Here is a 22,420-nt window from a genome sequence, read left to right on the forward strand (position 1 = left end):
TTTTCCTGATTTGGCGATGCACGCCTGTTATGGCTGCCGCGGTGTTTCGGCACCAGCCTCCGTTTGCAGGCGCTGCACTTCCGCCAGCAATTCCTCTTCCTGGAACGGCTTGCCGAAATACGCATTCACGCCCAGCTCGAACGCATGCGCGCGGTGCTTGTCGGCGCTGCGCGAGGTAATCATGATGACGGGGATGGCGCGCGTCTTGTCGTCGCTGCGCACATTGCGCGTCAAATCAAAACCATCCATGCGCGGCATTTCCACGTCGACCAGCAGCAGGGCCGGCATGGCAGCCGGCTCCAGCGCATGCAGCTGTTCCAGCGCATCGACGCCATCCTTGGCCAGCAGCACCTGGTAGCCTTCGCGCTCGAACAGGCGCTGCATCACGCGGCGCACCGTCAGCGAATCGTCGACCACCATCACGCGCACGGCAGGCACGGCCAGCGCGCTGGAAGCGGCATGCTGCTCGCTGCTCGCCAGCGCATACTGCGACAACAGTTCCGGATGGTGCCCCAGATGCTGTGCCAGCGCCACCGGATTAAGGATCAGCACGATGTCGCCCGTGCCCAGCACCGTGGCGCCGGCGATGCCCGGCATGCGCGCCAGCTGCGGGCCCACGTGCTTGACTACGACTTCGCGGTTGCCCACCACGTCATCGACCTGCAAGGCCAGCCTGTCATTGCCATTCCTCAGCAACAGCACGGGCGCATAGCGCTGCGTGGCCTGCGCCGCCGGCGTCTCGCCCAGCATGGCCGACAGGTGGTGCAGCGCCAGCGACTGCCCGTGCGACTCGATGCGCCCGGCCGCCCGCACCTGCTCCAGCTGTTCGCCTTTCAGGTGCAGCACCTGCTCCACCAGCACCGATGGCAGGGCATACGTCTTGCCGCTGGCCGCCAGCAGCACCACTTGCGTGACGGCCAGGGTCAGCGGCAGGTGGATGGTGAAGCGCATGCCCAGGCCCGCCTGCGTCAGCGTTTCCACGCGCCCGCCCAGGGCCAGCGCTTCGGATCGCACGATGTCCATGCCAAAACCGCGCCCGGCCAGTTCCGTCAGGCTGTCGGCGGTGGAAAAGCCGGGCGTGAAAATCAGCTCGGCCGCCTGTGCGTCGGTCAATGGCGCATCCGTCGCCACCAGGCCGGCGCTGTGCGCCTTAGCGCGGATGCGTTCCAGGTCCAGCCCCGCGCCATCGTCGGAAAAGGCGATCGCCACTTCATTGCCCTGCTGGCTGACCTGCACCAGCAGCTCGCCCGTTTCGCTCTTGCCCGCGGACAGGCGCGCGTCGCGCGGCTCGACGCCGTGCACGATGGCGTTGCGCAGCAGGTGTTCGAAGGGCGCCGCCATGCGTTCCAGTACGCTGCGGTCGATTTCCACGCCGCCGCCGCGGATATCGAGGTTGACGCGTTTGTCGACTTCCTTGGCGCTTTGCCGCGCCACGCGGAACAGCCGTTCGGCGATGCTGGCAAACGGCACCATGCGGATCTGCATCAGGTCGCGCTGCAGCTCGCGCGTCAGCCGTGCCTGCAGCACCAGGTCGTCCGTTACCGCATCGACGCTGTGGCTGAGGTTTTCGTGGAACGAGGCCACGTCGTTGACGCTTTCGGCCATCATGCGCGTGAGTTCCTGCAAGCGCGTAAAGCGGTCGAATTCGAGCGGGTCGAAATCGCGCTCGCTGCCGACGGCCATGCGCGAGGCGATCTGCGATTCGGCCTGCATTTCCACTTCGCGCAGCTGGCGCCGCAAGCGCGCCAGGTTGTCGGAAAACTCGGCCAGCGAAGCGCCCAGCACGCCGACTTCATTCTCCATCTTGGAGCGCGTGATCGACACTTCGCCAGCCTGGTTCACCAGGCGGTCGAGGATATCGGCGCGCACGCGCACCAGGGCCGCCTTCGGTTCGGCGGCCGGCGTGTCTTCCATGCCCGGCAAGGGCAGCAAGGGCTGCTGCAACTGTTCGAACAGGTGCAGCGCATGGTCGTAGTGGGCCAGCAATTCCTCGAAGGCCTGCGGCGTGGCGGTACCCGCATGCAGCATGTTTTCGATATGCGTCTCGATTTCATGCGCATGCTGGCCCAGGCGCATGGCACCGGCCATACGGGCGCTGCCCTTGACCGTATGCAGGGTGCGCAGCAGCATCTGCGCCTGGCCGCTGTCGTGCGGCTGCTGCTGCCAGCTGCGCAGTGCCTCGCCGATCTGCGGCAACAGGTCGGCGCCCTCTTCCAGGAAGACCGACAATAAATCGAGGTCGAGTTCATCGCTGATACCGGCGCTCGCCGCCAGCAGCGCGGCCGCGTCGGCCGGCATGATGGCGGGCGCCGGCGCTTCCGGCGCCGCGTGCTCCAATGGCGGCGCGTGCTCGAAACCGGCGTCGAACAGGTCGTCGCCGATGCCGCTGTCCTGCATCGGCGACGGTGGCGGCACTTCGGCAGCAGCCGGCTGCAGCGCGTCGGCGACGATGCTCGCATACGTTGCCTCGAACAGGGTCTCGAGCTGGGGTACAGGAATCTCGGCCAATGCGTCGGCCGGCGCGTCGGCAAGCGGTTCGGCAGGCTGCGCCGGCGCGCCGACGATGCTGGCGTAGGCGGCCGCAAACAGGGCGTCGAGCCGGTCTTCCTGGCTCTCGCCGGGCGGCGCCGTCAGGGCGCGCCACAGGGTGTTGAGCGCTTCGATCATGTCCGGCTGCGTTGGCGCCAGGTCGCCCAGCGCGAACGCCTGCAGCATTTGCCCGATGCGCTGCGTGGCCTGTTCCAGCACGTCGTGCTGTTCGGCGCGCAGGCCGGCCAGCGGCGGCACCACCGTTTCAATCACCGTTTCAAGCGCGTGCGCCAGGTCGCGCAGGGACTGGAAACCCACCGTGCCCGAGGTTCCCGCCAGCGTATGCACGGCTTGCAGCGCCTCCGCGCTGACGGCGCGCTGTTCATGGCGCCACTCGCCGAAGTCGCGCGTAAGCACGCGCAGCAATTCATCCGTCTCGGCCAGGTAGATGTTGTACAAGGGAAGGCTGATGCGCAGTTCGCCCACGTGCTTGAGGTGATCGTCCGGCGCTTCGTGCAGCGTGGGCGCCGTGGCCAGGGGAAGTCCGATCACATTGCCATTGCTGGCCACGGGCGCGGCCGGGCGCGGCTTGCGCAATTCGAACGGGCCGCCTTCGCGCACGCGCTCGGCCGCCATCAGCAGCATGCCGGCCTCGCGCTCGCGTCCCGCTCCGCCTTCCAGTTCGGCCACCCATTCGCTGAGCTGGTACCAGCCGTAATTCAGCAAGGTAAACAGATCGTCGCTGACGGGGCGCGCCTCGGCCAGCCAGGTATTCATGACGCGTTCGATGGCGCCGGCCGCTTCGGCAAACTGCGCCAGGCCGATCATGCGGCTGCTGCCTTTCAGGGTATGGAACGAGCGGCGCAGCATGGCCAGGTGGTCGCCGCTGGCGGCCTGCTCTCGCGGCAGGGCCAGAGTGGTGTCGATAAAGGCCAGCACTTCGCGCGCTTCGGCCAGGAAGATGTCGAGCATCTCCGCATCGACGTCGGTCACGGCGGGCGCGGCATCCATGCCGGCAGGCGCGGCGGGCGCCAGGGTCTGGTCGAGCAAGGGCACCGGTACGGCACCGGCGGCGGCGACTTTCTCAAATGGCAGGGCGCGGAAGGTGCCGGCGGCAGCATCGAAATGGAAACGCCCGCTGGCCGCCTGCGCATTGCGGCCCAGCATATCGACAAAAAAGCCCAGCGCGCTGACATTTTGCGCGATCTCGTCGAGTGCCTCCGCATTGGCACCGCTACCGGCCAGCTGCCGCACGGCCGCGTCGACCTGCAGCACGGCGGCGCGCGCGTCTTCCTGTCCCAGCCCCGCCAGTTGCTGCTGCAACTGGCCCAGCACGGGCGCGACGCCATCAAGTGCCCCCGCCGGCCGCAACGTATCCGCGTAATACGCGTTGAGCGCCTTTTCCACCTGGCGCAGGCCCGTCTTCATTTCCTCGGCCAGCGCGGCTACCGTCTGGCCCTGTTCGATCTGGCGCGACATCTCGCCCGCCGTGACGGGCGGCGGCGCTTCGCCAGCCAGCAATGCCTGCAGGCGCGCGGCGATGGTTTCCGCATTGCCGGCAAAATCGTCGGGCAGGCGGCGCAGCTGCTCCAGCCCCGTGTCGGCAAACAGCAGCGCCATGCCGATTTCATTTTCCAGGGCCGCGCTGCGCCCGCTGGCCACGGCTTGCCGCGCCACGGCCGCGCATTCGCGCAGCAGGCTGGCCAGGGCCGGCTGCTTCAAGGACTCCACATGCGCGGCCACCTGTTGCAGCGACTCTTCGAAATCCGTGCCCAGGGCGGGATCGAGGTCGGCTTGCGCCAGGCGGCTCCAGCTGGCGCGCGCCTGCGCCAGGGCCATGCGGGCGCCTTGCAAGGCATCCTGGTCAACCTGGCCGTAGCGCCGCGTTTCCACGTCGGCGGGAACCTGCCCCTCCAGGGCGAAGGCGGCGCGCAGCTGGCGTGCCTCCGGCGTCGGCTCGGTGGCGGCCGCGATGAAGAACAGGGCGTCGCGCAGCATCGATTCGGGCAGGCTGGCCGTGCCCTGCGCCAGGCGGCGCAATTGCAGGTTGATCAGGCCGAACAACTGTTTGACATTGAGCGTGCCCATGCCCTCGCCGCTGGCCGCCAGCCCGGCAAAGGCCTGCATGGCGAACCAGAAGGTGCGCGCCGGCGCTTCCTGCTGCGCGTCGGCCACCAGGGTCAAGGTGGCGTGCAAGTCGCTGGCATGCTGGCGCCGCGCCGCGTCATCCTGCGCCTTCAGGAAGGGCAACAGGGACTTTTCAAAGCGTCCGCGCCATGCCGGATAATCGGCCACCGGGGGCGCCTGCGCCAGCGCGATGGCATGCCCTTCCAGCATCGATGCTGGCGGAAAGAACAGGTCGGCCGGGTGTATACGCTCGGCGCCCAGCATGGCTTGCAGGTCGCGGTAGTAGGGAAACAAACGCGTCGGCTGCGGCGGCGTGCCGGCCACCAGATCCTCCAGGTATTCGATCAGGGCCTGATACAGTTCGGCGACGACTTGCGCATGGTCCAGCGTGTATTCGAGGCTGCCGTCGCGAAAGCGCGCCAGCGCCTGTTCCGCGCCGTCCGTCAGCAGGCTGGCGCCGGCCACGTCCACCATCACCAGCGCGCCATGCGCCTGGTGCAGATGCGAGCGTGCATGCTGCAGGGCCGTGGCGCGTTCCTCGCGCTCGCGGCCACCCGCCTCGAACAGGGCCGTTTTCGAGCGGCCCAGCGCTTCGCGGATTTCCACCATCACCCACGACAAAGGTTCGCTGTCGAACGGCTTGGACTGCTGTGGACTATCAGGTGTGCTCATGCATGCCTCGGTAAGGAAATCGCCTGGACTGGCGCGGCGTTCAGGCGGCGACGCGGAAGCGCGACACCGAATTTTTCAGTTCCTGCGCCAGCATCGACAGTTTATGGATCGATTGCGCCGTTTGCTGCGTGCCATCCTGGGTCTGCTCCGTCACGCTCAGGATATGCTGGATATTCAAGGCCACGCCGCTGGCCGAACCGGCCTGCGTGCCGGTGGCGAACGAGATGCCCTGGATCAGCTCTGCCAGGTGTTTCGACACCTGGCTGATGTCGTTCAAGGCTGCGCCGGCCGCGTCCGACAGGCGCGCGCCCTCGACCACGCCCTGCGTGGACGTTTCCATCGCCCGCGTCGCATCCTGGGTATCGGCCTGGATGGTGCGCACCAGCGCGCCGATCTGCTTGGCGGCGGCGGCCGAGCGTTCGGCCAGGCGCTGCACTTCCTCGGCCACGACGGAAAAGCCGCGCCCCGCCTCGCCGGCCGATGCGGCCTGGATGGCGGCGTTCAGCGCCAGCACATTGGTCTGCTCGGTGATGTCGGAAATGAGCTCGGTGATCTCGCCGATTTCCTGCGACGATTCGCCCAGGCGCTTGATGCGCTTGGACGTATCCTGGATCTGCTCGCGGATTTCATGCATGCCCTTGATGGCGTTTTCCACCGCCGTCGAACCCTGCTGCGCGGCCGCCACCGACTGGCGCGCCACGTCGGCCGAGACGCTGGCCGACTTTGACACGTCGGTAATCGCATTGGCCATCTTGACCACGGTGGCGCTGACGCCCTGGATTTCGCGCGACTGCTGCTGCGACGCGATCAGCAGCTTGCTGGAAATGCTTTGCGCCTGCGTCGAGGCGCGATTGACCTGTTCGGCCGTCGCCGTCACCCTCCCCACCAGGCCGCGCAATTCCTCCACCGTATAGTTGACGGAATCGGCGATGGCGCCCGTGATGTCTTCCGACACGGTCGCCTGCACCGTCAGGTCGCCATCGGCGACCTTCTGCAATTCATTCATCAGGCGCAGGATGGCCGCCTGGTTCTGCTCATTCCTGGCCTTCGCCTCTTCCTCTTTTCCCTGCGACTGGAGCCGCAGGATTTCCGCTTCCTGGCGCCGCCGCTCGGCGTCGCGCGTGCGGTTGACGGAGTCCTGCAGCAGCACGCGGCCGATGCCGGCCGCCGCGATCAGGGTCAGCAACACGCCGCCGACCATCATCCAGAAGGCGATGCCCAGGGTTTCCTGGTTCACGTGATACATCTGCTGCAGCAGGGTCAAACGCTGGCGCAGGTCTTCGTTCTCGTTGAAGATCAGCTGTTCGGCGCTTTTCGCCGAACTGAATTTGTCGAGCCGGTCGAGTATCGACGACACCAGCTTCTGGTACGTGTCGAAACTGGCTTTCAACGCCACCAGGCGGTCGCGCAGTTCGGCGTCGCGCGTGGGCGCCAATTGCAGCGACACGCTGCCATTGAGCAAGCCTTCCACGGCGGTGCGGAAATACGTCGTGTCGCGCCCCAGCGAAAATGCCGTTTCCGAGCTGATGCTGCCCGATGACAGGAATTCGCTGGCGCTGCGGCTCATGCGCTGGCTCAGCATCATCAGGCGGCCGATGACGGCCAGGTCGCGCGCATTGCCGCCACGCTGCACCTTCAGGGCCGCGATTTCCTCGGTCTGCGCCAGCAGCGCCGGCGACAGCCCATTCAATTGCTGCAAGGTCTTGTCGAATTCGCCCAGCTCCGGCTTCAGGCGCAAGATGGTGCTGGCCGCGCGGTCGCTGCTGGCCCACTTCTTGCGCGCGTCGGCCACCGCCGCCAGCAGGGCGGCACGCGACTCGCCGATATCGCGGCCGTGATACGTCCCGCCGCGCAGCATCAGGCGGAAATCCTGGTTCAGTTCATTGCGGCTTTCCTCGAGCTGGCGGAAGGCTTCCGGATTGCCTTGCACGGCGTTGGGCGCGGCCTTGCCGATGCGCTGCGAATGCATCAGCGCATCGCTGGCCAGCTGCGTTTGTGCCGAGGCGATATTGCCGCTGCGCGTGTTCAGCCCCACGAACAGCAGGCTGGCGGCCAGGCTCAGGGCCATCAGCGTCGACAGGATGCTCAGCTGCTTTTGCAGCGGAAAATGGCCGATCAGCGGCAGCCTCAAGTCGCTGACCGGCGCGCTGGCCAGCGACTTGCGCCGTCCCAGCGCGTCGCGCAGGCGCAGCGGCAGGTCTGCCGCCGATGCCGGCGCGTCCGCAGCGTGCTGCGCTTCGGGCATGCCGGCCGCCAGAATGGGGGAATTGGCGCCCATCAGCAAATATCCTTGTGGTCGGGGTAGCCGTCAAAGCCGGCATCGAGGAAGCGTTCCGATTGCGCCAGCTGCGCCAGGTCCAGGCGCAGCCACTGCTGCCCTTCGCTGTCGCGCAGCGCCTGCGCCGCCCACGATGGGAGCACACCCTGCACCGCATCGTGAACGCGCACGGATTGCATCGCGCGCAACTGGCGCAAGCCCAGTACGCGTTCGACCAGCAATGCGCAATTGAGGCCCAGACGGGGAGAAAACGTGATGATGCGGCAGTGATTGCCCGACACGCAAGCCGGCTCGCCCATGTAGCGGGCCAGGTCGACGACCGCCGTCAGGCGTCCGCGCATGGCCGCCAGGCCCAGGTACCAGTCCTGCGCCAGCGGCACGCCCTGGATCTGCACGCCGGAAGCAATGACGATTTCGCCCAGCTGCGTCAGGTCGAGCAGGCACGGCCGGCCACCGAGCATCACACCCAGTTCCTTGCGCGCTGCCAGTGCGCCGCTGCGCGCGGCCTGTATCCGCTCGATCAATTGCAGCTGATACTGGCGTAAGCGCCCCTGCCGCGCGCCCGTCTCGAAAGATGGCATGGCAGCGGCAGGCGAAAGGGCCGCTGTGGACACGCCGTGACCTGGCATCGTGTGCATTCTCAGGAAATCGCGGCGATCTTGGCCAGCAGCTCGGCTTCGACCACCGGCTTGACCAGGTAATCGCGCGCGCCCTGGCGCAAGCCCCAGATGCGATCCGTTTCCTGGCTCTTGCTGGAGCAGATAATCACCGGCACGTCCTGCAGTTCGGGATCGCGCGCAATCGCGCGCGTGATCTGGAAGCCATTCGCACCGGGCATCACCACGTCCATCAGGATCAGGTCGGGCCTGGCCTGCTTGAGTTGCGCCAGCGCGTCGGCGCCATCCTGCGCCGTGAGGACGGCATAACCGGCACGCACCAGCATCTCGCTCAGGTAATAGCGTTCTGTCGGCGAGTCGTCGACGATCAGAATTGTGTGTATGGCCATCTGCTTCCTTGCTGCGTTGTCAATCAATAAAAACACTTATTCAAAATGCCCGGCCAGGTGCAACCGCACGGCCTCCAGCAACGCCTCGCGCGCCAGCGGCTTGGCCAGGCAGGCGCTGGCGCCCGCCATGGCCCCGCGCGCGCGGTCGAACAAGCCTTCCTTCGACGACAGCATCAGCACCGGCGTGGCGTGGAAGGCCGCACTGGCCTTGATCAGCGCGCAGGTACGGTAGCCGTCCAGGCGCGGCATCACAATGTCGCACACGATCAGCGCCGGCCGGCAGTCGGCGATCTTGGCCAGGGCATCGAAGCCGTTTTCCGCCACCACCACGCGATAACCGGCCTCGCCCAGGATCTTCGCGGCCGCGCTGCGTATCGTCGCGCTGTCGTCGATGACGAGTATCGTGGCGCTGGCGCACACGGCATCGGGCGGCGCCTCGGGCAATAAGGGACGCGTCATGTGATTATTCGACAATCTTTCATACCATAGCACAGGCAGCCGCCATACCTGCGTGCGGCAGCGGCATCCCATGAATCTCGATTGATTACAGCGCCACCATCTCGAAATCATCCTTGCGCGCACCGCATTCAGGACAGGTCCAGTTCATCGGAACATCGGCCCAACGCGTGCCCGGAGCGATGTCTTCGTCGGGCATGCCGGCCGCTTCATCATAAACCCAGCCGCAAATAAGACACATCCACGTTTGGAATTGCTGCGTTGTTTCGTTGCTACTCACGTTCTGCCACCCTTCAATCAAGTAAAATGCTGAATTAGGTATCTTAATCTACCCGCCGTGCAAAACCAAACTTCTCCCCTCATATTAAGCTTCGGCGTGTCCGATCCGGTCGGTGCGATCGGCATCCAGGCCGACCTGGCCACGTTTTCAGCCTTCGGCTGCCATGGTCTGTCCGTCACCACGGGCCTGTTGATCAGCGATACGGCGCGCGTGGAAGACGTACAGGCGGTCGACCCGGACTGGGTTTCCGACCAGGCGCGCGTGCTGCTGGAAGACATGTCCGTCTCGGCCATCAAGATCGGCGCGCTGGGCAGCGTGGAAAACGTCACGGCCATCGCCGAAATCGTCTCCGACTATCCGAACGTGCCGCTGATCCTCGATCCCTTCATTTCGGCGCTGCCGGAACAGGGCATGGACGATGAAGACATCCTGACGGCCGTGCGCCAGCTCCTGATCCCGCAAACGACCCTGCTGGTGCTCTCGCCGGTGGAACTGGAGCGCCTGGCCGAGACCTGGCGCGACGCCGATCCGGACGACACCCTGCAAAACGACGTCGACTACCTGGTCGCCCTGGGCTGCGAATACGTGCTCGTCACCGGCATGCCGGCCGACGCCAGCAAGTCCGGCACGGCCGAAGGCAAGCTGCGCGCCAACACCCTGTTCGGCGAAGACGGCGTGGTGCGCCACGACGAATGGCAGCACCTGCCCGGCATCTTCAACGGCGCCGGCAGCACCCTGTCTGCCGCCGCCACCGCCCTGCTGGCCCTGGCGAACGATGAAGACGATGTGCCGCAGGTGGTCGTGGCGGCGCAGGAATTCACGGCCGGCACCCTGGCCCACGCGCAGCGCCACGGCATGGGCAAGCTGGTGCCGAACCGCCTGTTCCGGCAGCAGCGCCAGCGCGGCGCCCAATAAGCACAGACGACACAGACAACGATCCACTTTCAAGGCACGATTATCATGACGACGACTTCACAAAACGACATCCTGTTTGCCCGCGCACAAAAAACCACGCCAGGCGGCGTCAATTCGCCCGTGCGCGCCTTCCGCTCGGTCGGCGGCACGCCGCGCTTCATCACGCGCGCCGAAGGCCCGTACTTCTGGGACGCGGACGGCAAGCGCTATATCGACTACATCGGTTCCTGGGGCCCGGCCATCGTCGGCCACGCCCATCCGGAAGTGGTGAAGGCGGTGCAGGATGCCGCCGCGCTGGGCCTGTCGTTCGGCGCGCCGACGGAAGGCGAAGTGCTGATGGCCGAGGAAATCACGCGCCTGGTGCCGTCGATCGAACAGGTGCGCCTGGTATCGTCGGGCACGGAAGCGACCATGAGCGCCCTGCGCCTGGCGCGCGGCGCCACGGGACGCGACAAGATCGTCAAGTTCGAAGGCTGCTACCACGGCCACGCCGATTCGCTGCTGGTGAAGGCTGGCAGCGGCCTGCTCACCTTCGGCAACCCGACGTCGGCCGGCGTGCCGGAAGATTTCGTCAAGCACACCCTGGTGCTCGACTATAACAACGTGGAACAGCTGAAAGACGCCTTCGACAGCTTCGGCGCGGAAATCGCCTGCGTCATCGTCGAACCGGTGGCCGGCAACATGAACCTGGTGAAAGCCACGCCGGAATTTCTGCAGGCGATGCGCGAACTGTGCACGCAGCATGGCGCCCTGCTCATTTTCGATGAAGTCATGTGCGGCTTGCGCGTGGCCCTGGGCGGCGCGCAGGCGCTGTACGGCATCAAGCCCGATCTCACGGCGCTGGGCAAGGTGATCGGCGGCGGCATGCCGGTGGCGGCCTTCGGCGGCAGCGCGGCGCTGATGCACAACATGGCGCCGCTGGGCGCCGTCTATCAGGCCGGCACCCTGTCCGGCAACCCGGTCGCCGTGGCGGCCGGCATGGCCACCTTGAAACTGATCCAGCAGCCTGGCTTTTACGAGCAGCTGGGCGCCACGGCCAAGCGCCTGGCCGAAGGCCTGACCGCCGCCGCGCAAGAAGCGGGCGTGGTCTTCTGCGCCGACTACATCGGCGGCATGTTCGGCATCTATTTCAGCGCCACCCCGCCGACCAGCTACGCGGAAATGATGGCGGGCGACCGCAGCAAGTTCAACGCCTTCTTCCACGCCATGCTGGACGAAGGCGTATACTTCGCGCCCGCCGCCTTCGAGGCAGGCTTCGTCTCGGCGCAGCACGATGACGCCGTCATCGACGCCACCATCGCCGCCGCGCGCAAGGTCTTTGCCAAACTGGCATAAGCGTTTTACACGGCCGCGGTGTCCATCACCGCGGCCACCAGCGCCGGCAAACCGGCCATGTCGCTGAACACGACATGCGCACCGGCCGCCTTCAGGCGCGCTTCCTGGCCAGCGGCGATATGCCCGCCGCCGATAAACCCCAGCACCGTCATGCCCGCCGCCACGGCCGCCGTCACGCCCGTGACGCTGTCTTCCAGCACCAGGCACTGGCCTGGCGGCACGCCGAAGGCGGCAGCTGCCGCCAGGTAGACGCCCGGATGCGGCTTGGCGTGGCCCACCAGGTCCGGCGTAAAGACGCGCTTGTCGAACAGCGGCGCCATGCTGGTCCGCTCGAGTGCCGACAGCACGCGCGCGCTGACGCTGTTCGAAGCGACGGCCTTGGGCAGGGGAATGGCTGCCAGCGCCTGCGCCACGCCAGGCACGGCGCGCAGCTGCGCGTCGCAGGCCGCATCGACGGCGTTGCCAATGGCCATGATCTCGTCGGCCGGCAATTGTGGCAAGCCCAGCTCCTTGTAGATATCCTGCATCAGCGGCACCAGGCGCTGGCCCAGGCGCGGCTCGATCAAGCCTTGCAGGGTGACGCCCTCGGGCAGGTTCGGCAGGCGCGGTCCCAGCAATTCCAGCAGCGCTTGCAGGGCCACGGCTTCGCTGTCGATCAGCACGCCATCGCAGTCGCTGATCAAATGGGTATAGCGCAGTGGGGTGGTGGCGGTATCAGGCATGGACTCTCCAGAAGGCAACGGTGACGGGAAATGCGGCGGCCAGCCGGCCAAGGCAGGCATCGCAACGATCATAGGTGGAACAGGCGGACGCTACCACGCAGAAAACGTCTGAATGACGATACTTTTCTGCAAAAGGCAGCCAACGGGGGAAAGAATCGGGCGCCAGGCAGGCGTCGACGCGTAAATACCAATTCAATACCACGCAATACCAGTGATTATCGCTGATTTTTGAATTCGCTGCGTTCGTCTTGAAACCGGGACGCGGAAAGCGCCCCGGCGATGCGGTTTACTTCAGCCAGCCGCGGTGGCGGAAGTACAGGAACGGCGCGATGGCGCTGGTGATCATCAAGCCCCAGGCCCACGGATAGCCGAACGACCATTCCAGTTCCGGCATCAGCTTGAAGTTCATGCCGTATACGCTGGCGATCAGGGTCGGCGGCAGGAAGGCCACGCTGGCCACCGAGAATATCTTGATGATCTTGTTCTGGTTGATGTTGATGAAACCGACGGTGGCATCCATCAGGAAGTTGATCTTATCAAACAGGAAAGAGGTATGGCCGTCCAGCGATTCGATGTCGCGCAAAATCTGTCGCGCTTCCTCGAACTGCTCGGAATTGAGCAAGCGGCCGCGCATCAGGAAACTCACGGCGCGGCGCGTATCCATCATGTTGCGGCGGATACGGCCATTCAAATCTTCCTCGTGGGCAATCGCATTCAGCGCTTCGGCCGCGTGCGCATCGGTAAATTCCTTTTGCAGCACGCGCGTGCTGACTTCTTCCAGGTTCTGGTAGATGCCTTCGAGCACGTCGGCCGAATATTCGGCATCGGTGGCGTACAGGTCGAGCAGCACGTCCATGTAGTCGGCGATCGAGCCGGGCCGCGAACGGGCGCGCATGCGCACCAGGCGGAACACGGGCAAGTCGTCCGTATGCATGGAAAACAGGATCTTGCGAGCCAGGATGAAGGCTACCGTGATGACGCGCGAGGGACCATCGTCCTCTTCGCGCAGGAAATCTGTGCGCAGGTGCAAGTCGCCGTTTTCCGCTTCGTAATAGCGGGCCGACGCTTCAATATCCTTGACTTCGTCTTCGCCCGGCAGGGTGACGTTGTAGATGGCCTTGACCCAGGCCCGTTCATCATCGGTAGGGTCGGTCAGGTCGACCCACACCGGTTCGGCATTTTCGAGGTCTGCGCGGCTGTCGATCGGCACCTGGTTGAGCCGGCCATTCTGTAATACAAAGACATTGATCATGCGCGCTCTCAGCCGGATGTTGGGTTATCGTGATGTGCTGGCGCTGGCGCCAAAAATGAAAACAGCGCAAGTGTACCCGCAAAGGCCTTTTCACGACCACCCCCGGCACCGCTTTTTCACGGAAAAAGTGCGGCGTTGCACCAACCGGTGCCGATTAAGATGCTGCGCCGCAATAGTGCCAATCAGGCAGCTTTAACTTTATACAAAGAAAGCCGGCTGCCATCAAGGCAGTTCCGCCGCTCCCATGCGGCGCAGGATCACGCCCGTACGCCGGTTCAGGTAGCCCGTATCGCGGTGACGGTCATAAAAGCGGGGGTTCGGCAGCATCACGGCCAGTTTTGCCGCCTGCCCGGCGCTCAGGCCCGCCGCGCTGACCCGGTAATAGTGGCGCCCGGCCGCCTCGGCGCCGAAGATGCCCGTGCCAAACTCCACCACGTTCAAATAAATCTCGAAAATGCGCTGCTTTTCCATCAGGCTTTCCAGCATATACGTGATGATCAGTTCCTGACCCTTGCGCACATAGCTGCGCGAGCCGGACAGGAACAGATTCTTCGCCAGCTGCTGCGTGATGGTGGAACCGCCCGCCACGACCTTCTGCTTCTTGCTGTTTTTTTCATATGCCTTTTGCAAGGCTTCCCAGTCCACGCCTTCGTGCTCGGAAAAATTCGCGTCTTCCGAAGCGATGATGGCCCGTTTCAGGTTGTTCGAGATGCGGTTGTACGGTACCCACGTCTGCTTGATCGTGGCGTTGGGATTCTTGTCCTGCAAGACAGACAACTGTTCGCGCATGAAAGCCGTGCTGGACGGGTTATGCTCGACCCACCACCAGATTTGCAGGAAGAAATACAGCTGCACGACGATAAACGCCAGCACGGGGACGATGAACAGCCACTTGATCCAGCCGTAGCGGCTGCCGCTGCGGCGCTGGCCCTTCTTGCCGGCGCTCACAGGGCACTGCGCAATTGCGCCAGCAAATCCTGCGTCCGCGGCCGCACGCCGCGCCACACGTAAAACGCTTCGGCCGCCTGCTCCACCAGCATGCCCAGGCCGTCGCGCACCTGCGCGCCATGCTGCGCGGCAAATTCCATGAAGACGGTAGGCTGGGCGCCATACATCATGTCCAGCGCCAGCGTGTGATCGCCGAAGATTCCCGGCGGCACGGGCGGCAAGTCGCCCGCCAGGCTGGCCGAGGTGGCATTGATGACGATATCAAAGACGCCATCGGGCTGCGTGTAGCCGCCGGCGCGCAACTGACCGGGTTGATCCAGCGCATCGGCAAACTGCGTCACCAGCGCCTCGGCCGTGGCCACGGTGCGGTTGGCAATAAACAGTTCCTGCGGCCCCTGTTCCAGCAAGGGCAGCACGACGCCGCGTGCCGCGCCGCCCGCACCCAGCAGCAGGACGCGCTTGCCGGAGACACTCACGCCCGCGTTGCGCACGATGTCCGCCACCAGGCCCGCGCCATCGGTATTGTCGCCAAGAATGGTATCGCCATCGAAACGCAGGGTATTGACGGCGCCGGCCGCTTGCGCGCGCGGCGTCAGGACGGTGGCCAGCGCGCACGCGTCCAGTTTGAAGGGCACCGTCACGTTCGCGCCCTTGCCGCCCTCGGCGGCAAACGTACGGGCCGCCAGGGCAAAGCCATCGAGCGGCGCCAGGCGGCGATCGTAGACGATGGGCTCGCCCGTCTGCAGGGCAAACGCGGCGTGGATCAAGGGGGACTTGCTATGGGCGATGGGATTGCCGAAGACACAATATTGATCGGGATTCATTTCTTGCTTGTTCAATTGCTGCCGCCAGTCAGGTTAGCTTCCATTTTTTCTTCGCGCGTAAATTTGAAGCGGGTAATGACGACCCACAGGTCATCCTTATCACTTGACAACATGTTCGGTGGGAAACGCCCATACGGCGCCGCGCGGCGCACGATGGCCAGGGCCGCCGCATCGAGCGCGGGGTTGCCCGAGCTTTTCTCCACGCGGGCGCCGCCTTCCTTCTGGTAAATCGTGCCATCCTGGAAGATGGGGATGTAGACAACCAGTTCGCCATACATCTTGCGGCCATTCTTTTGCGGGAAATTCAGGGTGCCGATTTCCTCGATGCGCTTTTGCAGGGTCTTGTAATACATGGCGTAGCCGACTTCCTGCGTGCTGGGCGTAATGAAAGTCTTGCGCGGACGCTTGTTCTGGTCTTCCACGGTCTGGCTGATCTCGGCCGCCATGCGCGCGATGGCCTTGCTGCTTTCCATCAAGTCCGAACCGGATGCGAGCGGATTGGGCTTGTCTTTTTCCGTGACGGGCGCGGCGCTGTAGGGCGTCGGCCTGGCCGCCTGCGTCAGCAGCTCCTGCTGCTTCTGCTCGAGTTCGGCAATGCGCCGGGCGCTGGCCTTGACGCTGTCGCCCTCTTCCACCTGGCGCATGTCGGGCAAGGGCGACTTGGCGCGGCCCTTGTCGGCTTGTCCGCCACCGTCGAGATTGGCTTGCGCCAGGGCATCGGCCTTCAGCGGCTTGTTCGCATGCTTGGCGTTGACCAGGATCACTTCCAGGCCGGGATCGGTCGCCACGGCCCGCTGCGGGGCCGGGGCGACAAAATGCATCGCCAGCAAGGCGCCGTGCGCCAGCAGCGATACCGCCACGGCAATCATCAGGAAACGATTCTCTCGGAAAGACTTCACGCGCAACCCAATTCGCAACAAACACACCATAACAAGATGGCTGAATTCTACGTCAAAGGGCGGTGCCGGCAACAGTTTTCAGCACCGCCTTGATGGCCTGACGACGGCCTTACTTGACCTCGGGTTCGCTGACCACGTCTTCGCTGGCCAGTTCCGCCACTTCCGCATCGGCGTCGCTGACCTGGTTCGCCGCTTCCGGCGATGCCTCCGGTGCCACGTCGCCCTCGTCGGCGCCTTCGCCGCCCGATTCTTCTTCGTAATCCAGTTCGGCATCGGCCGCCGCATCCGGTACGGCGGCGATTTCCAGCAGGCGCGCTTCGATGCTCAGGTCGACCTCATCCCAGCGCAACAAGTCCAGCTTGACCTGGGCGCCGCGCGCCACCGATGGCATGCCCGGCAGCTTGATAACCAGCGGAATGTCGACCAGGCGCAGGATCTCGTCTTTCAGCACGACGGCATCGACCTGGCGCGCGTTTTCCTGGTGCAGCCAGCGCAAGCACCAATAGCGTTCCATGTTCGACTGGAAATCGCCATACGCGGCATACGCGGCGTCGAAGGCCGAAACGATGGCGAACAGATTCGCATCGCGCGGCTTGAACGGTGCCACCAGCGGCGCCGTCACGCCATGCTCGGCGCAGGCGATGATTTGCCACTGGTTCACCAGGTCCGTATAGCGGCGCAACGGCGAGGTACTCCACGCGTATTGATCGACGCCCAGGCCCTGGTGCGGCGCCGCATGGGTGACCATGCGCACCTGCATCTTTGCCGCCCAGCTATTGCCACTGCCGCCGCCCTGGCTGCGGTAGATGCCGGGCACGCCATGGTCGTGCAGCATCTTGCCCCAGGTACTGTTGGCAAAAATCATCAGTTCCGCGACGATCTTGTCGAGCGGCGCGCCACGCTTGCGGCGCGCCACGGTGACGATGTCGTTTTCCACATAGAAATTGAAATCGACGCGATTATTCTGTTCCGGCTTCAAGCCGAACGCTTCGCGTTTCTTCATGCGGCCCTGCTCCAGCTGCTGCGCCCATTGCCACAACACGGCAAAATCGGCCTTGTGCGGGTACTCGCCTTCGCCGCTGGCCAGGGTTTCCTCGTTGACCAGATCGTCGAGCTGGTTATGGCGCAAGTTGCTGGCAATCGGCACCAGCTCGGCGCGCGTCTGCGTGCTGACCACGGCCCAGTCCGCTTTCGGGTCCAGCGTGGCGTACAGCGACAGGGCCGGGCACGTCGTGCCTTCCGCGAGGGTGAATGCGTTGACGATTTCGTCCGGCAGCATGGTGATCTTGTCGCCCGGCATGTAGACGGTCGACATGCGCTGGCGCGCCATCTTGTCCACCACGTCTTCCGGGCGGATGCCCAGGCCCGGCGCGGCGATGTGGATACCGACTTTCACGGTGCCATCGGGCAGCGGCTGCACGGAGAAGGCATCGTCGATCTCGGTCGTGGTCACGTCGTCGATCGAGAAGGCGGCCACGTCGGCTAGCGGCAGCTTGGCCGTTACGGACGGCACGGGCACGCTCGGGAAGCCGGCGCCTTTCGGGAAATTCTCGAAGAGGAATTTCGACAGGTGCAAATCTTTCGGAGAAGCAATACCGCCGACAGCCAGCATCAAACGCGGCGGCGTCGTGTGCAATTCCGTGCACGCCGCTTCCAGCGCCTTGTATTCGATCGTGTTCTTGTCCGGCTTGAACAGCAGCTGCAGCACCATGGGCTGCATCGAGGCAGGCAAGCGGTTCTGTTTCAGCTCTTCCACATAGGCGGCTTGCACCAGCGCCTGCTGCTTTTTCTTTTCGATACCGGCCAATGCCGCCTTCAGCGACGCTTCCGGCGCCGCCTTGTAGCGGCCACGGCCTTTCTTGTAGAAATACACGGGCGCCGAATGCAGGGCCAGGATCAGGCCGGCAGCTTCCGGCGGCAACGGTGCGTGGCCGAAATACTCGGCGCCCAGCTCGGCAAAGCCGAACTCGTCTTCGCCTGCCACTTCCCACAGGAAATCGAGGTCGATCTCGGCAGCAACTGTCTTGGCTTGCTCCAGCAACTCGGCCGGGGACGGCTTTTCATACTGCAGCAGCACATCCTTGACCTTGACCTTGGTACGCTTGCCGCTGGCCATTTCGACCTGGTACGCTTCACCCGCTTGCGACAGGACCGTGCCGACCTTGAAATCGCCGGATTCTTCAAAAAATAGATTCATTGTTATGCTTTGTTTATTAATGTGTCGGTTGCAACGGTGCGAGTGACGGACGTCAACTCCAGCACCGCCGGCAAAAATACTTCAGTTACCAGCAACAACCCCTGGTGACGCTGGTACAGGCAGCGGCGGGCAAAAAACAGCGCCTGCTCGCCGGCGCGCTGCCCTTCCAATGCCAGCGCCGCCTGCGCCCGCTGCACCAGCGGGTGCCCGGCGCGCAAGCGGGCAAATTCCAGTTCGCCGCGCCGCACCATGCGGTCGCCAAACAAGGTCGTGCCCAGCGAGCGCTCGCCCAGCGCGGAAAACAAGGGCCAGTCAGTGGCCGTCGCCTGCATCGGCACGACGGTATGGCCAAACACGGCCGGTTTGTTATCACAACGCAACAGCACTTCGCGTTCCCATACCCGTCCCGCGCGGTGCAAACCAATGATGGCGGCCTCGTCCGTCAAACAGCGCGATGTTTTCTGATGCAAACATTGCACGCGAAACGCCTGGCTATGCGCTTTCAGCTTGGCCGTCAGCGACCCGCCGCCCGTGAGCCAGTGGCGCAAGGCCGGCGGCGCATTGACGGCGTTCACGTGCGCATGCCATTGCGCCTGCCGCAGCGACCCCGGCCTCACTTGGCCGCGTCCGCGTCGATGCCGCAAAATGCCAGCACGGGCGCCAGGTATGCGGCAAATTCGCTGATGCCATGGTCGCTGCCATCGATGACGCACTGCTGCGCCCCCTGATAATGCGCCACCATGTCTCGGTAGTCGAGCACTTCATCGCCCGTGGCGGCAATCAGGAAATAGCGTTGCGGCTCGGTAATTTTCTCTACGGCAAAGGTTCGCAGCTCGTCGATGTATTCGCGCTTGAACTCGAACGGCCTGTCCGAATGGAACTCGGTCGTCACGCCCACATGCTGTTCCAGGTCGATCAGGGGCACGATGGCAGGGTTCAGCAGCACGGCGCGGCAACCGAGCTGCTCCGCCAGCCAGGTGGCGTAATAGCCGCCCAGCGAGGAGCCGATGATCGTCAGCTCGGCCGGCGCCACATCCTTGACCAGCGACAGGGCCAGTTCGATGGCCAGCTTGGGCGAGGCCGGCAATTGCGGGCACAGCCATTCGGCCTCGCGGCCCAGCGCCTGCATCTGCGCGGCCAGCAGGCGCGACTTCATCGACAGGGGCGACGAGCGAAATCCATGCAGGTACAGAATCATCGGCCCAGCGCCTCCAGCAACTTCTGGTGCACGCCGCCAAAGCCGCCGTTGCTCATGACCACGATCTGGTCGCCGGGACGGGCGCTGGCTGCCACGGCGGCCACCAGGGTATCGATGTCTTCGTAGGCGCTGGCAATCTTGCCCAGCGGCGCCAGCGCGTCGCCCAGGCTCCAGCCCAGCGCGGCATGGCTGCCGAAACCGAAGACCAGGTCGGCATCCTTGAGGCTGCCCGGCAGCGCATCTTTCATGGCGCCCAGCTTCATGGTGTTCGAACGCGGTTCCAGCACGGCCAGGATACGGCCGCTGCTGCCTATCTTCTGGCGCAGCCCGCCCACGGTGGTGGCAATGGCCGTCGGGTGGTGCGCGAAATCGTCGTACACGGTAATGCCGTTGACCACGCCGCGCACTTCCATGCGCCGCTTGACGCTCTCGAAGCTGGCCAGCGAAGCGCAGGCCTGGGCAATCGGCACGCCCACGTGCCGCGCGGCGGCGATGGCCGCCAGCGCATTGCTGCGGTTGTGCTTGCCCGTGAGCGCCCACGCCACATGGCCTTCCTGCCGGCCATTGAAATACACGTCGAAGCTGCCATCGGCCTGCTCTTGCAGTTGCCAGTTGGCATCTTGGCCAAAACTTTCCTTTTCACTCCAGCAACCGCGCGCCAGCACGCGCTGCAGCGACGCTTCGTCGCCGTTGAACACGAGGCGGCCAATGCCGGGCACGGTGCGCACCAGGTGATGGAATTGCGTCTCGATCGCGTGCAGATCGGGGAAGATGTCGGCGTGATCATATTCCAGGTTATTCATGACGGCCGTCTTCGCGTGGTAATGCACGAACTTGCTGCGCTTGTCGAAGAAGGCCGTGTCGTATTCATCGGCTTCGATGACGAAGAAGTCCGAGTCGGCGCTCTTGCCGTCGATTTTGCCGCTGAGGCGGGCGGAAATGCCAAAGTTCATCGGCACCCCGCCGATCAGGAAGCCCGGCGCGTAGCCCGCGTCTTCGAGTATCCAGGCCAGCATGGCCGAGGTTGTCGTCTTGCCATGCGTGCCCGCCACGGCCAGTACCCACTTGTTGCGCAAGATGTGTTCACCAATCCACTGCGGGCCGGACACATACGGCAGGCTGCGGTTGAGGATTTCTTCCACCAGCGGGTTGCCGCGCGAGACCACATTGCCAATCACATACAAATCCGGGTTCAGCTTGGTTTGTTCCGGATCAAAGCCCTGGATCAGTTCGATTCCCTGCGATTCCAGCTGGGTGCTCATCGGCGGATACACGTTGGCATCGCAACCAGTGACTTTATGGCCGGCTTCCTTGGCCAGGACAGCCAGGCCGCCCATGAAGGTACCGCAAATGCCGAGAATATGAATATGCATGTGATCAGTGCGAAAGGTGCACGCTTAAGTAAGTAAGACGGTGAGATAAAAAACAGCAAGTGCAGGATTTTACCTGACGCCATGACTTTTTCCGCTTCGGAGTATCATCTCGCTCATGACGAACGATGCATTTGACGATAGCGCGCAGTTGCGCCTGGAAATCGCCGCCGCTGCCGCGCGCCTCGTGGCACAGGATGGAGCCGACTATGGCAGCGCCAAGCGCAAGGCGGCGCGGCAAGTCCTCGGCGACGCGCCGAACCGGCCGAATATACTGCCCGACAACGACATGATCGAGGAGCAGGTGCGGCAATACAATGCCCTGTTCCTGGCCGACAGCCAGCCGGCGCGGCTGTTCCAGCTGCGCACGATCGCGCTGCAGGTGATGGAAGCGTTGCAACAATTTCATCCCCTGCTCAGCGGCCCCGTGCTCAATGGCACGGCCGGCCCCCACGACGAGATCTATTTGCAGCTGTTTGCCGAGAGCGCCAAGGAAATCCACATCTTCCTGCTGAATAAAAATGTCGTGCTCGACATGTCGGAAAGCCCGCATTTCAAGGGAGCGCGTTATGATGCGGTCGAGACAGCCAGTTTCTTGTGGAAAAACGAAGGCGTGCACGCGGCCCTGTATGAGCTCGACGATATGCGCGGCGCGCTGAAAGCCAAGGCGGACGGCAAGGTGCTGCGCACCGATATCGCCGGACTGCGCAGCCTGCTGGCCGCCAGCCTCGCCGATGGCGTGCCGGCTGCCGACTAACATTGATATAGATAAAGTTATGACAAAAAAGAATTGGATCGCCTGTGCCATCGTGGCGCTGATGTTTGGCGGCATGGGCGCTTACGTCGGTTTGAGCAAGGAAAAAGCGAAAGAAGCGGAGAAAGAAGCGGGACCGCTGACGACCGCCATCGCGCCAGGCGCGACGGGTCCCGTCAACGAGCTGTATGCGCTGTCCCTGCCGGACGCGGCAGGCGCCACGCAAGCCTTGTCGCAATGGAAAGGCAAGAATTTGCTGGTCAATTTCTGGGCACCGTGGTGCCCGCCGTGCGTGGAAGAAATGCCGGAGTTATCCGAAGTGCAAGGCCACTACGGGGCGAAAAACCTGCAGGTGATCGGTATCGGCATCGATTCGGCCAGCAATATTGCCACTTTTGCCAGCAAGGTCAAGATCGCCTATCCCGTGTATGTGTCCGGCATGAGCGGCACCGACCTGTCGCGTCATTTTGGCAATGCCACGGGCGGTTTGCCCTTTACGGTGCTGATCGGCGCCGATGGCGAAGTCAAAAAGACCTATCTGGGCCGCTTGAAATTTGATCAGTTGCGCGCCGATCTGGATAAATTGTAAATTCGGAGCGTGCTTTTTTCTCTTGCCAATGCGTATCTTTGGCGGCAAAATGCGGAACTTTCGCTAAAA

The 22,420-nt window shown here is 64.1% G+C and carries 19 protein-coding genes; 4 read left to right on the plus strand and 15 right to left on the minus strand.

Features of this window, described 5'->3' with window-relative positions:
* Window positions 1-27: 27 nt before the first annotated feature.
* The 6 genes from JAB1_RS20280 to JAB1_RS20305 form a co-directional block, all read right to left on the minus strand.
* Window positions 28-5,328, minus strand: coding sequence for an Hpt domain-containing protein (locus JAB1_RS20280; RefSeq protein ID WP_070281546.1), 5,301 nt, complete (start codon window positions 5,326-5,328; stop codon window positions 28-30).
* A 40-nt stretch (window positions 5,329-5,368) separates the two neighbouring features.
* Complete coding sequence (locus JAB1_RS20285) at window positions 5,369-7,606, minus strand: methyl-accepting chemotaxis protein (RefSeq protein ID WP_070281547.1); 2,238 nt, start codon at window positions 7,604-7,606, stop codon at window positions 5,369-5,371.
* Window positions 7,606-8,187 (minus strand): chemotaxis protein CheW, encoded by a 582-nt coding sequence (locus tag JAB1_RS20290; protein WP_070281860.1) that lies wholly within the window; start codon window positions 8,185-8,187, stop codon window positions 7,606-7,608. The genes JAB1_RS20285 and JAB1_RS20290 overlap by 1 nt, the downstream gene beginning before the upstream one ends.
* A gap of 59 nt (window positions 8,188-8,246) precedes the next feature.
* Window positions 8,247-8,612: a response regulator gene (locus JAB1_RS20295; RefSeq protein WP_034780235.1), complete on the minus strand. Its 366-nt coding sequence runs from the start codon at window positions 8,610-8,612 to the stop codon at window positions 8,247-8,249.
* Between the two features lie 36 nt (window positions 8,613-8,648).
* On the minus strand, window positions 8,649-9,071 hold the full coding sequence (locus tag JAB1_RS20300) for a response regulator (RefSeq protein WP_070281548.1): 423 nt from the start codon (window positions 9,069-9,071) through the stop codon (window positions 8,649-8,651).
* Between the two features lie 85 nt (window positions 9,072-9,156).
* Window positions 9,157-9,309, minus strand: a complete 153-nt coding sequence (locus JAB1_RS20305; RefSeq protein ID WP_034780237.1) for a rubredoxin — start codon at window positions 9,307-9,309, stop codon at window positions 9,157-9,159.
* Between the two features lie 135 nt (window positions 9,310-9,444).
* Between JAB1_RS20305 and JAB1_RS20310 the strand changes: the two genes are divergently transcribed.
* The gene (locus tag JAB1_RS20310) at window positions 9,445-10,263 is read left to right on the plus strand and encodes a hydroxymethylpyrimidine/phosphomethylpyrimidine kinase (RefSeq protein ID WP_254672176.1); all 819 of its coding nucleotides are present in this window, start codon (window positions 9,445-9,447) and stop codon (window positions 10,261-10,263) included.
* 45 nt (window positions 10,264-10,308) lie between these two features.
* Entirely contained in the window at window positions 10,309-11,598 is a 1,290-nt protein-coding gene (gene hemL / locus JAB1_RS20315; protein ID WP_034780241.1) for a glutamate-1-semialdehyde 2,1-aminomutase, read from the plus strand.
* Window positions 11,599-11,603: 5 nt separating this feature from the next.
* Here the strand turns inward: hemL and JAB1_RS20320 are convergent, their stop codons facing one another.
* From JAB1_RS20320 to mpl, 9 genes are all read right to left on the minus strand, one after another.
* A complete protein-coding gene (locus tag JAB1_RS20320; RefSeq protein WP_070281550.1) occupies window positions 11,604-12,320 on the minus strand; it encodes an HAD-IA family hydrolase in 717 nt (238 codons plus the stop codon).
* Between the two features lie 286 nt (window positions 12,321-12,606).
* On the minus strand, window positions 12,607-13,572 hold the full coding sequence (gene corA / locus JAB1_RS20325) for a magnesium/cobalt transporter CorA (protein ID WP_034746658.1): 966 nt from the start codon (window positions 13,570-13,572) through the stop codon (window positions 12,607-12,609).
* A 222-nt stretch (window positions 13,573-13,794) separates the two neighbouring features.
* Window positions 13,795-14,520, minus strand: coding sequence for a monofunctional biosynthetic peptidoglycan transglycosylase (gene mtgA, locus JAB1_RS20330; RefSeq protein ID WP_070255932.1), 726 nt, complete (start codon window positions 14,518-14,520; stop codon window positions 13,795-13,797).
* Window positions 14,517-15,344: a shikimate dehydrogenase gene (gene aroE / locus JAB1_RS20335; protein ID WP_070281861.1), complete on the minus strand. Its 828-nt coding sequence runs from the start codon at window positions 15,342-15,344 to the stop codon at window positions 14,517-14,519. The genes mtgA and aroE overlap by 4 nt, the downstream gene beginning before the upstream one ends.
* A gap of 11 nt (window positions 15,345-15,355) precedes the next feature.
* Window positions 15,356-16,213 (minus strand): TonB family protein, encoded by an 858-nt coding sequence (locus tag JAB1_RS20340; protein ID WP_034780245.1) that lies wholly within the window; start codon window positions 16,211-16,213, stop codon window positions 15,356-15,358.
* 139 nt (window positions 16,214-16,352) lie between these two features.
* A complete protein-coding gene (locus JAB1_RS20345; RefSeq protein ID WP_070281551.1) occupies window positions 16,353-18,440 on the minus strand; it encodes an RNB domain-containing ribonuclease in 2,088 nt (695 codons plus the stop codon).
* 2 nt (window positions 18,441-18,442) lie between these two features.
* The gene (locus tag JAB1_RS20350; RefSeq protein WP_070281552.1) at window positions 18,443-19,057 is read right to left on the minus strand and encodes a chorismate lyase; all 615 of its coding nucleotides are present in this window, start codon (window positions 19,055-19,057) and stop codon (window positions 18,443-18,445) included.
* Window positions 19,054-19,638 (minus strand): YqiA/YcfP family alpha/beta fold hydrolase, encoded by a 585-nt coding sequence (locus tag JAB1_RS20355; RefSeq protein ID WP_070281553.1) that lies wholly within the window; start codon window positions 19,636-19,638, stop codon window positions 19,054-19,056. Before JAB1_RS20355 ends, JAB1_RS20350 begins: the two co-directional genes overlap by 4 nt.
* A complete protein-coding gene (gene mpl / locus JAB1_RS20360; protein ID WP_071653382.1) occupies window positions 19,635-21,011 on the minus strand; it encodes a UDP-N-acetylmuramate:L-alanyl-gamma-D-glutamyl-meso-diaminopimelate ligase in 1,377 nt (458 codons plus the stop codon). Before mpl ends, JAB1_RS20355 begins: the two co-directional genes overlap by 4 nt.
* Window positions 21,012-21,126: 115 nt before the next feature.
* Here mpl and JAB1_RS20365 point away from each other — a divergent pair, with 115 nt between their 5' ends.
* A complete protein-coding gene (locus tag JAB1_RS20365) occupies window positions 21,127-21,765 on the plus strand; it encodes a hypothetical protein (protein ID WP_070281555.1) in 639 nt (212 codons plus the stop codon).
* Between the two features lie 19 nt (window positions 21,766-21,784).
* Window positions 21,785-22,351, plus strand: a complete 567-nt coding sequence (locus tag JAB1_RS20370; protein ID WP_034780251.1) for a TlpA disulfide reductase family protein — start codon at window positions 21,785-21,787, stop codon at window positions 22,349-22,351.
* Window positions 22,352-22,420 lie beyond the last annotated feature (69 nt).

The organism is Janthinobacterium sp. MP5059B (assembly GCF_001758645.1).
Taxonomy (GTDB): Bacteria; Pseudomonadota; Gammaproteobacteria; order Burkholderiales; family Burkholderiaceae_D; genus Janthinobacterium; species Janthinobacterium lividum.